Raw genomic sequence first — 11,932 nt, 5'->3', positions numbered from 1 at the left:
ACAAACTGTGAAGGGGGACGTACACTTTTGGCAAAAGTGTACGTCCCCCTTCACAGTTTGTTCACAACTAGATCAGCAGTTCATATATCAGCACGGCCAGCGGCATCGTAAAGATGCAGAACACAACGGACATAACATTGATCACACTTGCATACCTTACATCTCTGTCATAAATCTGTGCAAGCTGTGTGATGATTGCCGCCACTGGAGCCGCCACCGCAATCAGGACGATCAGCAGGATATACTCAGCATCTGCATGAAGTCCTGCCCTTTCTACAGCCGCAAAGCCGGCTGCGGCAGCCAGCGGGATCACTACCAGGCGGATGAGACAAATCAGATATGGCCGTTTCTGGCAAAATACCCATCCAAGATCCACATCTCCTATCACCATCCCTATCACCAGCATACTGGCCGGCGTCACCAGGCCGCTCATGCTCTCCACGCAGGAAGCAAGGACCGCAGGAAGCCGGATCTGCGCCGCAAACAGCAAAATTCCCGCTGCCAGCGCAATAATATTGGGATTCAGCAGGATCTTGCGGTAGTTTCTCTCAGATTCCCCCTTCAGCACACTAACCCCATGGGTCCATGTCAGGAGATTCTGTACCAGCAAAAATGCCGTGGTATAAAACACCCATTCTTCTCCCAGCACGGCACTGACCAGCGGAATCACCAGATATCCCGCATTGGTATAAATGATAGACACCTTTTCTATACTGTTCAGCCTAAGCGGCTTTTCCAGAATCCATACTGCCAGGAGCATAAAAGCATGGGCGGCCGCGGCAGCCGCCACAGCCAGCAGAAGCCCTTTTGCGGTCCTGGCCGTCAGTTCAATCTGGAAGGAATTGATGATCACACAAGGGAAGCATATATACACCACCAGATTGGAAAGAACACTGCTGTCCTCCGTTTTGAATAATCTTATTTTTACAATAACGTAACCGATCGCCATCATCAAAAAGATGACGACGATCTGTTCCGCCAATAAAACACTTAATTCCATGTTATGGACCTTCTTCTGCCAATTCCAGAGAAGTGACGGTATTCGCCTTCTTCCCTTCCTGATACCCGAGTGTTACATTCATCCCCGGTTCCAGCCGGATCACGTCAAGGAACTTTTCCACCGACACATCATAAATTGCATCCGAGCCTTCCAGCATCAGATAATAATGAGAGGTGCCCTCAATGACCGCCTGTGCAACCTTTTCCACTGTTCCCGTCACTGTCTGTTCTTCCGTCCCTGTTTCTTCCGACGTCTTAACTCCGTTGCTTGCAAGAAGATCCAGATAGTTTTCTTCACACTGACTTACACTGTCACCGATAGCCACGATCTGATACTGCTGTACGTTGACCATCGCATATTTTTTCACCAATCCGGCATCATCCTTTAAGGAAAGGAAATAGGTCGGCTCATCTGAAATATTCAGAAGCAGCGGAAACGTGGCCTTATATTTCAGATTCTGTACCTGCCCTTCCGCTGAAGACATTGCTGCCGCTTCGGTCGCTCCTTCCACTTCATAATACTTCGTTTCCATTGTTCTCTGGTTGGACAGCACAAACCCTACATTTGACTGATCCTGATTCACAGAAGTTACACCAGTATACATCCACACATCATCATTCAGCGCCAGATAATTATACCCCTCTGTCGTTTTCAGGCAGTCCTTCTGGCTCAGCACACTATTCCAGAATCCATGCTTCAGTGTGCCATAGTAATCGAACAGATCCACCAGCAGATCCGCAGAATATACCCGATCGACCCACTGAGGAACATCTTCGATGTCATAGGTCTTCATCTCGCCGTTGACAGCATTGCAGATAACTACCTTTCCAACGGTTTCTCCGCCGAACAGGCCAATGTTAAACTTTTTCACCGGTGCGATCCAGTAGGGCACGCCTTCTTCATCAATCTCAAAGCTCAGCTCTCCATATATATAAGTTGGATGTGCAAATCTGAGATGACGGTATATATTACGGTTCAGATGTTCACTGGTCGTATATCTGATCCCCTCTTCAAGCTGTACCAGCTCCGTGGTCTGATCCGCCATATTGATCCGGATATACGCCGGAATTCCTTCAGAGCGGTTTGTAAACCACTTGATAATGCTGGCATACTTAAGAGGCGTTACCCGGTAAGGCCTGTCCTGGTAATTGATCTGACTGTAAATATCATCCACGTCAAACTGGGATACCATGTCCACCATGCTTCCCATCTTCCGGTCTCCCAGAATTGCAGCCGTATCCCGGTCAAGGATCGGAATCTGGTCAAAAGAAAGCTCCTCGATATCTTCTGTGAATTCTCCTTCTTCCACCTTCATCAGCTGCTGGAACTTTTTTGCGTTCACGATCGGCGAGGAAAGAAGAGTTCCCGCCAGATAAACGATCCCAAGTGCAAGGATCAGAAAGGCAAATCCTTTCAGTACCTTATTCTGCCTGATCTCTCCTCTTCCAGGTCTCTTCTTTACCAGATATAAAGCCGCCAGAATGACCAGCAGGAACAAAAGTGCAAACCAGGTCTCAGAGGAGTGCAGGTTGACCGCCGGCAGCGCCACATAATAATACAGGCCTGCAGCCAGGATCAGAACCACTCCGATGAGTACTTTTCTTTGTTTCGTCATGGACAACCTCCATTAAAATTTATTCCTGCGGAACGGAACGGTAAACAACAACAGGAACGGGAATATTTCCAGACGGCCGGCCAGCATATCAAAGCAGAAAACCAGCTTTGACAGAGGCGAGAACTCTGCAAAACTTCCCAGAGGGCCTACCAGCTCCATACCAGGTCCTACATTGCCGATGGTCGTTAAGACCGCTGAAAATGTAGTTGTAAAATCAAAATTGTCAACTGCTACTATCATCACCGAAAGCATAAAAATCAATGCATAGGCGATCAGAAAAACATATACGGTCCTCAGCACATCGCTGCTGACCTTCTTGCCGTTTACACGGATAATATTGACCGATTTGGGGTGTACCATCTGCTGGATCGAGCGCTTAATACTTTTAACCGCCATGATCAGCCTTGAAACCTTAATTCCTCCGCCGGTAGAAGATGCACATGCTCCCACCACCATCAGGAACATCAGGATCGTCTGTGACAGCATCGGCCATTCCACATAGTTCGCCGTTGCAAAACCTGTGGTTGTTATGATGGAGGCCACCTGGAAAATCGCATATCTGAACGAAGTCAGCGGATTTCCATAAATATAGTTGATATTTGCAGTAATGATCAGCGCCGCCGCAAGGATAATCCCCAGATAAGTCCGGAGCTCTTCGTTTTTCCATACCGGTTTGAATTCTCTCAGCAAAAGCAGATAATACAAGCTGAAATTTATACCAAACAGGATCATAAACACAGTGATAACGCCGTCAATGTAGGCGCTTTCAAAATGTGCGACACTGAGTGCATAATTAGAGAATCCTCCGGTTCCGGCTGTTCCGAAAGTATGGATCAGGCTGTCAAAAAGATTCATCCCTCCAAACAGAAGAAGGATGACCTGGATCACTGTCAGTCCAAGGTACATTCCGTACAGGATCCTGGCATTTGTCATCATCTTCGGCGCCAGCTTATCCTTCTCCGGTCCCGGCACCTCTGCTCTCATCAGGACCATGGAATTTTTGTCAAACGATGTCAGCACCATAACAAATACCAGCACGCCCATTCCTCCGACCCAGTGTGTAAAGCTGCGCCAGAACAGCATCCCCTGCGGAAGCGCCTCTACATCTGTCAGCACTGTGGAACCGGTCGTTGTGAATCCGGAGATTGTTTCAAACAAGGCGTCAATATAATTGGGAATACTTCCGGAAAGAGTAAACGGCAGGGCGCCAAACATCGACCAGAGGATCCATGCGCTGGCTACGATCACCATTCCCTCCTTCCCGTAGATCTCCGGGTTTTTCGGCTTTCTGACGCCTGTAAACAAATATACCACTGCAAGGATTGCCGCCGGTATGAGAAAATATATGCCATCTGTCTCCCGGTAAAGCAAAGAGACAAACGCAGGCAGGAGCAAAAGCAATGCTTCTACTCCTAACATTTTACCAAGTATGTACCGTATCATTTTTGTATTCATGTCTTCTCCCCGTGTCTCCTCTACGCCAGTATATCGCTGAATTTATTAATCATCTGATTTGTTGTTACAACCACAACACTGTCTCCGACCTCCAGATGATCGTTACCATTTGGGATGATCACCCTTCTCTTTCGTCCGATGCAGGCGATCAGATAATTTCTCTTCGTCGGCAGGTCCTTCAGCGGAACATTCGTAATCTCACATTCCTTTTTAATAATGAATTCCAGCGCCTTTACTCTGCCGCCCAGAAGCTGATACATTGTCTCCACGTTTGCACTGGCATAGGAATTATTCCGGGCAATAACATAGCTCATGATTTCATCCGCCGTAGCGCTCTTTGCCGAAATGATACTGTCAATCCCCATATTCTCTACCATCTGAGCCCTGGAATCCTCGTTTACTTTTGCCACGATCTTCGGAACCCCGCGGCTCTGGGCAAATAGTCCAAGGATAATATTTTCTTCATCCATACCGGTCAGTGCCACAAACGCATTACATTCATCCAGCCCCTCCTCAATCAGGAGTTCCTGATCCGTGGCGTCCCCGCAGATCACCGTTGCTTTTGGCAGAAGTTCACAGAGCTCCTCGCACCGTTCAGGTTTCTTTTCAATAATCTTCACCTGTCTTCCCGCCTGCAGAAGCTGAGTCGTCAGATAATAGCACATATGTCCGCCGCCGCAGATCAGAACCTTCCTTACCTTTTCACTCTTCTTTCCAAGTGATTTAAAGAAGCTTTCCAAATCCTGGTGACCGGCTGCGATATGCATCTTATCTCCGGCTTCCAGCACGAAATCTCCATCCGGAATATAGACATCTTCCCCTCTCTTCACCGCACATACCAGTATTTTGATCTGATATTTACGATAAAGCTCAGCCAGAGACATACCGATAATCCTGCTGTCTTCCTTCAATTTAAACTCAACCAGCTCTACCCGGCCTTTCATAAATGTTTCTACCTTACTTGTCGCCGGGAACAAAAGGATCCTGGCCACCTCGTTGGCCGCCGCAAGCTCAGGATTTACCGCCATGCTCAGATGAAGATCTTCTTTCAGAATCCCGATCTGTCGATAGTACAGGGGATTCCGCACTCTGGCAATCGTATGCTTTGCGCCAAGCCGTTTTGCAATGAGGCAGCTCAGCATATTTAACTCATCTGTGGATGCACAAGCGATCACCAGATCCGCATGAGGAACATCCGCCTGCTTCTGCACTTCAATATCAACACCATTGCCGGTGATACAGTAAATATCCAGCTGGTTCAGTGCTTCCTGGAGCTTTCCCTCATTCTGATCGATCAAAATTATGTCATAGCCTTCTTCCGATAACTGAGACGTCAGCTTATGACCGACTTTTCCGTCTCCAATGATTACTATTTTCATCTCTCTTTTCCTCTTTATTTTTTAGTCAGGACCGCACCGCTGACAACCTGATTGTCTGCGGCCCGGCCCTACAGTATAGAGATTATAGCACTTTTGTTTCAAGAAAAAAAGCCCCAAAGGGCTTTTCTTCTCAAGTTAATTTTGTATCAAAATTCTGCTAATTTTTTGCTCTTATGCTTCCTCTGCTGCACGCTTTTTGATCTCTGCTTCCTGGACGTCGGAAGGTGCCTGTTCGTAACGTGCAAACTCATAGGAATAGGTTCCTCTTCCACCGGTCATGGAACGTAAAACTGTACAATATCCAAACAGTCCTGTCATCGGAATATCGGCAACAATCTCCTGACAGCCTCCGGACACAGGATTCATTCCCAGCACACGGCCGCGGCGTTTATTCAGATCTCCCATCACGTCGCCGGTATAATCATCCGGAACGACCACTTTCACAGAAGCGATCGGCTCAAGAAGAATCGGTCCCGCTTCCATGAATCCTTTCTTAAATGCCTGGATCGTAGCTGTCTTGAAGGCCATTTCTGAAGAATCTACCGGATGATAGGATCCGTCATATAATGTGGCTTTGACTCCCACTACCGGATATCCGGCCAGAGGTCCTTTCTGAACAGATTCCTGAAGCCCCTTTTCTACTGCCGGGAAGTAATTCTTCGGAACAGCTCCGCCTACTACAGTCTCTTCAAATACATAAGGCGCATCCAGATCACCGGACGGTTCAAAGGTCATCTTAACATGACCATACTGTCCGTGTCCGCCGGACTGTTTCTTATATTTCGTATCTACATCTGATTTTTTCTTGATCGTCTCTCGGAATGCAACCTTTGGCGTCTCCAGCGTCACTTCACATTTATAACGCTCTGCCAGCTTGCTGACAGCAATCTCCAGATGCTGGTCTCCCATTCCATAGATCAATGACTGACGGTTTTCACTGTCATTTACTGCCTTCAGTGTTACATCCTCCGCCATCATCTTCTGGAGCGCCTGGGATACCTTGTCCTCGTCTCCTTTGTTTTTGGTTACATATCTCATATATGTATATGGCTTGGAATACTCTGTCTTTCCGTAAAGGATCGGCGTAGCCTTAGTAGACAGGGTGTCGCCCGTCTTCGTGTTCGCCAGCTTGCCGATGGCGCCGATATCTCCCGCAAACAATTCACTGACTTCCACCGGCTTATTGCCGACCATCGTGTAAATCTTTCCAAGCTTCTCGTCTGCTTCAGAATCGGAATTGTAAAGAACATCCTCTCCCTTCAATACACCGGAGCACACTTTGATGAAAGAATACTTTCCAATAAATGGATCCACCATTGTCTTAAATACATATGCGGACTTTGCTCTGGCGAAATCGTAGTTGGCTTCATAAATCTCATTGGTCTTGCGGTTGATGCCTGCACATTCTCTGCAGTCCGGGCTGGGGAAGAATCTGACAATATCAGACAGCAGGTTTGCCACGCCCTGCGCCTGGATGTTGGATCCCATAGCCACCGGTACGATATCTCCCTCCATAACCTCTGTACGCATGGCGGCACGGATCTCTTCTACTGAGAACTCTTCTCCGGCAAAATAGCGCTCCATAAACTCATCACTGGTCTCTGCAACAGCTTCCAGAAGCTTTTCACGGTAGATTTCCAGATTCGGTTTGCAGTAATCCGGGATCTCACACTCTTCTCTCTGTCCGATTCCGGTATACCGCCGTCCTGCATTTTTAATGACATTGACATATCCAACCAGCTTTTCATTTTCACGGATCGGCTGGAAATGAGGTGCGATCACCTTTCCATACCGGTCAGTCAGATCCTGCACTACCTGACGGAAGCTGGCATCGTCCACATCCATTTCCGTGACATAGACCATACGAGGCAGATTGTACTTGTCACACAGTTCCCATGCTTTTTCCGTTCCCACTTCCACGCCGGCTTTCCCGGATACGACGATGACAGCTGCATCCGCCACGCTGACCGCTTCTTCTACCTCTCCGACAAAGTCAAAATATCCAGGAGTATCCAGGATGTTGATCTTTGCCTTCTCCCACTCGATAGGTACCAGTGTAGTGCTGATCGAAAATTCACGTTTCTGCTCCTCTTTATCAAAATCGCTGATCGTATTTCCGTCCGTAACTTTTCCCATACGATTCGTGGCTCCGGACACGTAGGCCATCGCCTCTACCAGACTGGTCTTTCCGCATCCGCCATGTCCCAGCAGGACTACGTTTCTAATTTCATCCGTTCTGTAAACCTTCATATTGTGCTGCCTCCTTATTGGTAAAATCTCATGTGTACATTGTACTAAAAATTTCAGGATATTACAACTCATTTATGCATTTTTTACAGTTTCTGGCGCTTTTTTACTTTAAAGTGTGAAAGGATTGACAAAGCAGTATCTGAAAGGTTACAATATTTTCTGAATAACTGACAAAGAAAGGAAGACCTTTTATGAAACCAAAGATCGGCTTTATCGGTCTCGGACTGATCGGCGGCTCCATTGCCAAGGCTGTCCGCCAGTATTATCCTGATTATGAGATCGTAGCCTTCGATAAAAATAAAGAAACTCTGGCGCTCGCTACCCAGGAATCTGTCATTGACGTAGCCGCCACCACCATTGATGACAATTTTTATCATTGCCGCTATCTGTTTCTATGCGCTCCTGTGTCCTGTAACACAGCTTACCTGAAACAGCTGGTACGCTACCTGGACACAGACTGCATCCTTACAGACGTAGGCAGCGTCAAATCCAGTATCCACCGGGAAGTGGAGCGGCTGGGAATTGAGGAATACTTCATAGGCGGCCATCCCATGGCTGGTTCGGAGAAAAGCGGCTATGCCAATTCCAAGGCCATGCTCCTGGAAAACGCATACTATGTGCTGACTCCGACAGATAAAGTTTCAGAGGAAAAAACAAAGGCCTACGCTGAGTTTGTCCAGAGTCTGAAAGCTCTGCCCATCCTTCTTGACGACCGGACCCACGACTACGTGACCGGCACGATCAGCCACCTTCCTCATGTTATTGCGGCAAGCCTGGTCGGACTGGTCAGAGATACCGATACCGAAGATGAACTGATGAAGAGTCTGGCAGCGGGAGGTTTTAAGGATCTGACCCGCATCGCTTCCTCCTCCCCTACCATGTGGCAGCATATCTGTGTAAAAAACAAGGATAATCTTACCCGGATCCTGGATTCTTATATCGCTTCTCTGAAAACAGCCAGAGAACGTATTGCTTCCGGAGATGAACAATGGATCTATCAGCTGTTTGACAGCTCCAGAAATTACCGCAATTCTATCTCCGATACATCCTCCGGACCGATCAAGAAAGCCTTTGCCGTTTACTGCGATATCATCGACGAGGCCGGAGGTATCGCTGCCATTGCCACGATTCTGGCATCAGGCGGCATCAATATCAAGAATATCGGCATCGTCCATAACCGAGAATTTGAAGAAGGGGTTCTGCGGATTGAGTTCTATGAAGAGGCCGCCCAGGAAAAAGCGGCTGAACTGCTGCAGAAATTCAGGTATATAGTATATGAGCGTTAAAGAAATCAAAGCAATGGGAGCATTAAAAGGAGAAGTACAGATACCCGGCGATAAATCTATTTCTCACCGGGCCGTAATGCTGGGTTCCATCGCCAGAGGCACCACTGAGATCTCCCACTTTTTAAACGGGGCGGACTGTCTTTCCACCATCCACTGCTTCCAGAAAATGGGGATAGAGATCGAGCAGTCCAAAGACCTTGTCCTGGTGCATGGCCGGGGACTTCGCGGACTGAAAGCGCCGCGGGGGATACTGGATACCGGAAACAGCGGAACCACCACCCGCCTGATCTGCGGCATTTTATCCGGACAGAATTTTTCTTCCGTACTCTCCGGTGATGATTCCTTAAACTCCCGGCCTATGAAACGGATCATGGATCCGTTGAATCAGATGGGCGCCCGAATCACCAGCATCCAGGATAATAACTGTGCGCCTCTTCGCATCGAACCGGGAACACTCCACGGGATCCGATATGTCTCTCCCGTGGCATCTGCCCAGGTTAAATCATCTGTTTTACTGGCAGGATTGTATGCAGACAGTCCGGTCTCTGTCACCGAGCCTGTCCTTTCCAGGAACCACACGGAACTGATGCTTGGCAGCTTTGGCGCAGATATCTCCTCTGAACTCCATGCAGACGGCAGCGCTACAGCCAGTGTGTCTCCCTGCGCAGAATTATACGGACAGAAAATACAAGTACCCGGCGACATTTCTTCTGCTGCTTACTTTATCGCTGCAGGTCTCCTGGTTCCAGGCTCCCGGCTTCTGGTAAAAAACGTGGGCATCAACCCCACCCGTGCCGGATTCCTGGAGGTATGCCGGAAAATGGGTGCGGACATTGGTTATCTTAACCGCCAAAGCCAGGGAGGGGAGGAAACAGCCGATCTCCTGGTTACGCCAAAGCCTCTGACCGGTACTGTCATCGAAGGAGCCGTGATCCCCTCGCTGATCGATGAGATTCCGATCCTGGCTGTCATGGCAGCTTTCGCCGAGGGTACTACCGTGATCCGTGACGCTGCCGAGCTAAAGGTAAAAGAGACCAACCGTATCCAGACCGTAACTGAAAATCTACTTGCTATGGGTGCAGAGATTATCCCCACTGAGGACGGCATGATCATTCATGGTACCGGGGCTCTGAAGGGCACACAGATCCAGAGCCATCTGGATCACCGGATCGCCATGGCATTTTCTGTCGCCGCACTGGCCGCTGAAGGAACCACAACGATCCTGGACAGCCAGTGTGTGGATGTATCCTACCCAGGATTCTTTGCCCAGCTTATGGATCTCTCCGGCAAATAGATCAAATATGCTATCATGGCTGTATTACGAATAAGAAAGAAAGCAGGAATATTTATGTATCATAAAACCGACTCGCCAAAATTCAGGGTGATTCTGATCCTTCCGGTGCTCTCCGGCATTATGTGGGGCTCCGGCGGTGTTTTTGTACGCAGATTTGACGCCATGGGTATGGACAACTTCACTATGCTGTTTACCAGGATCATCGTATCCGTCACTTTGCTTGGTATTGGCCTCTTTCTCTACGACCGTTCTTTCTTAAAGATCCGCCTGAGAGATCTTTGGGTATTCCTGGGTGGCGGAATCTTAGGGATGTTCGGCATCAACCTTACCTATAATGAAGCGATAGGACACGGCACACTGGCTCTTGCTTCTGTGCTTCTTAGCATGTCGCCTCTGTTTGTCGTGACTTTTTCTGTTCTCTTTTTCCACGAAAAAATGACCCTGCAGAAAGGGATCTGCATGGCCGTCGCTTTGCTCGGCTGTGTACTTGTAAGCGGGGTGCTGGAAAATATTTCCGGATCCCCAGTCTCTCCTATTGCCGTCCTGTGCGGGATCGGATCCGCCTTTTTCTACGCCCTGTACAGTATTTTCAGCAAGGCGGCCATGGAGCGGGGCTATCACGCTCTGACCATTACCTTCTACTGTCTGGCGGCCTCCCTGATCTTTCTGATTCCCGGGACTGACTGGGACTGCATTGGCACAACGATTGAAAAGGGATGGCCCTGGATGCCCTGGTTTATGCTGCTCCACTCTTTGATTACCTCCACCCTTCCCTATGTGTTTTACACGATAGGATTAAGCTGCATTGACGCAGGGACCGCCTCTATCCTGGCGGCCAGCGAACCGGCCGCCGCAATGCTGTTTGGCTTTCTTTTCTTTGCCGAACAGCCCACGCTCCTGTCCTTTCTAGGCCTGGTCCTCACTACGGCTGCCATTATCATTCTCAGCCGTACTCAGGCCGGCAGTTCTTAAGAAATCCTGGAGGGATATACTTTTTACCAGATCCAGAAGCGTAGAGGATAAGGTTACTGTAATGAGCGAAAATGCGATCTGCCGGAAAGGAATATAGCTAAGAGACAGCAAAAGCACTGTCAGGTCTGTAAAAAGATACGCCGCCGCGATCCGGCATCCTGACGCTTTTGATATAGCCATGGCAAGGGCATCATCCCCGCCGGATGATGCGCCGCGGCGAACGACCAGACCTACTCCCAGACCGATAAATGCCGCGCCGGCCACTGCTGCTGCCAGCGGATGCCCTGACAGATCCGGAAGGAAATACGGCAGCCGTTCCCAAAGGAAGAACCATCCTGCCAGACAGACACTGGCCAGAGCCGACGTTTTTAGAAAGTCTTTTCCAAGCAGCCTGAATGCTGCAAAATAACAGATCAGATCCAGCACCGGTGACGCAATGGCTGCCGGAATTCCGAACCAGTGATGAAGAAGCAGGATCATTCCCAACACGCCTCCTTCTGTAATCCCTGTTCTCTGATGGATATTGTGAAGTCCGAAAGAGGCAATGGCCGTGCCAATCACAATACACAGTATCGTCTGCGGGGTAAATACCCGTTTACAATCTTTTAAAACCGCGGAAGCGATCCGCCGAAACATATTATCATTCCTCCTGTTTTTTATCTCACCACAAGAATAAACCCT

Annotated in this window: 9 protein-coding genes; 3 read left to right on the top strand and 6 right to left on the bottom strand. The window is 48.7% G+C overall.

Annotation, left to right across the window (positions count from 1 at the left end):
- Nucleotides 1-67 precede the first annotated feature (67 nt).
- From BKD12_RS05015 to BKD12_RS04995, 5 genes are all read right to left on the bottom strand, one after another.
- On the bottom strand, nt 68-1,000 hold the full coding sequence (locus tag BKD12_RS05015) for an AEC family transporter (RefSeq protein ID WP_070088230.1): 933 nt from the start codon (nt 998-1,000) through the stop codon (nt 68-70).
- A 1-nt stretch (nt 1,001) separates the two neighbouring features.
- A complete protein-coding gene (locus BKD12_RS05010) occupies nt 1,002-2,615 on the bottom strand; it encodes a hypothetical protein (protein ID WP_070088229.1) in 1,614 nt (537 codons plus the stop codon).
- Nucleotides 2,616-2,627: 12 nt separating this feature from the next.
- On the bottom strand, nt 2,628-4,070 hold the full coding sequence (locus BKD12_RS05005) for a TrkH family potassium uptake protein (protein WP_070088228.1): 1,443 nt from the start codon (nt 4,068-4,070) through the stop codon (nt 2,628-2,630).
- A 20-nt stretch (nt 4,071-4,090) separates the two neighbouring features.
- Nucleotides 4,091-5,449, bottom strand: a complete 1,359-nt coding sequence (trkA, locus tag BKD12_RS05000) for a Trk system potassium transporter TrkA (protein WP_070088227.1) — start codon at nt 5,447-5,449, stop codon at nt 4,091-4,093.
- Nucleotides 5,450-5,620: 171 nt separating this feature from the next.
- Entirely contained in the window at nt 5,621-7,699 is a 2,079-nt protein-coding gene (locus tag BKD12_RS04995; RefSeq protein WP_070088226.1) for an elongation factor G, read from the bottom strand.
- A gap of 191 nt (nt 7,700-7,890) precedes the next feature.
- Here BKD12_RS04995 and BKD12_RS04990 point away from each other — a divergent pair, with 191 nt between their 5' ends.
- Genes BKD12_RS04990 through BKD12_RS04980 form a run of 3 tightly spaced genes read left to right on the top strand, consistent with a single transcriptional unit; the run spans nt 7,891 to nt 11,251 of the window.
- Complete coding sequence (locus BKD12_RS04990; protein WP_070088225.1) at nt 7,891-8,985, top strand: prephenate dehydrogenase; 1,095 nt, start codon at nt 7,891-7,893, stop codon at nt 8,983-8,985.
- Entirely contained in the window at nt 8,975-10,279 is a 1,305-nt protein-coding gene (gene aroA / locus BKD12_RS04985; RefSeq protein ID WP_070088224.1) for a 3-phosphoshikimate 1-carboxyvinyltransferase, read from the top strand. Before BKD12_RS04990 ends, aroA begins: the two co-directional genes overlap by 11 nt.
- Nucleotides 10,280-10,333: 54 nt before the next feature.
- Complete coding sequence (locus BKD12_RS04980) at nt 10,334-11,251, top strand: DMT family transporter (RefSeq protein WP_070088223.1); 918 nt, start codon at nt 10,334-10,336, stop codon at nt 11,249-11,251.
- On the opposite strand, the gene BKD12_RS04975 is transcribed toward BKD12_RS04980, so the two are convergent.
- A complete protein-coding gene (locus BKD12_RS04975; protein WP_070088222.1) occupies nt 11,186-11,887 on the bottom strand; it encodes a YitT family protein in 702 nt (233 codons plus the stop codon). The genes BKD12_RS04980 and BKD12_RS04975 overlap by 66 nt on opposite strands.
- Nucleotides 11,888-11,932: the final 45 nt, after the last annotated feature.

It is taken from the genome of Merdimonas faecis (assembly GCF_001754075.1).
GTDB lineage: Bacteria > Bacillota > Clostridia > Lachnospirales > Lachnospiraceae > Merdimonas > Merdimonas faecis.
The sequence above is the reverse complement of the archived record's forward strand: the minus strand, read 5'-3'. Positions and strand labels throughout refer to the sequence as shown.

Excerpts from the sequence above, each read along its gene's own strand:
- BKD12_RS05015 (WP_070088230.1), bottom strand. The coding sequence starts at position 1,000 with ATGGAATTAAGTGTTTTATTGGCGGAACAGATCGTCGTCATCTTTTTG.
- BKD12_RS05010 (WP_070088229.1), bottom strand. The coding sequence starts at position 2,615 with ATGACGAAACAAAGAAAAGTACTCATCGGAGTGGTTCTGATCCTGGCT.
- BKD12_RS05005 (WP_070088228.1), bottom strand. The coding sequence starts at position 4,070 with ATGAATACAAAAATGATACGGTACATACTTGGTAAAATGTTAGGAGTA.
- trkA (WP_070088227.1), bottom strand. The coding sequence starts at position 5,449 with ATGAAAATAGTAATCATTGGAGACGGAAAAGTCGGTCATAAGCTGACG.
- BKD12_RS04995 (WP_070088226.1), bottom strand. The coding sequence starts at position 7,699 with ATGAAGGTTTACAGAACGGATGAAATTAGAAACGTAGTCCTGCTGGGA.
- BKD12_RS04990 (WP_070088225.1), top strand. The coding sequence starts at position 7,891 with ATGAAACCAAAGATCGGCTTTATCGGTCTCGGACTGATCGGCGGCTCC.
- aroA (WP_070088224.1), top strand. The coding sequence starts at position 8,975 with ATGAGCGTTAAAGAAATCAAAGCAATGGGAGCATTAAAAGGAGAAGTA.
- BKD12_RS04980 (WP_070088223.1), top strand. The coding sequence starts at position 10,334 with ATGTATCATAAAACCGACTCGCCAAAATTCAGGGTGATTCTGATCCTT.
- BKD12_RS04975 (WP_070088222.1), bottom strand. The coding sequence starts at position 11,887 with ATGTTTCGGCGGATCGCTTCCGCGGTTTTAAAAGATTGTAAACGGGTA.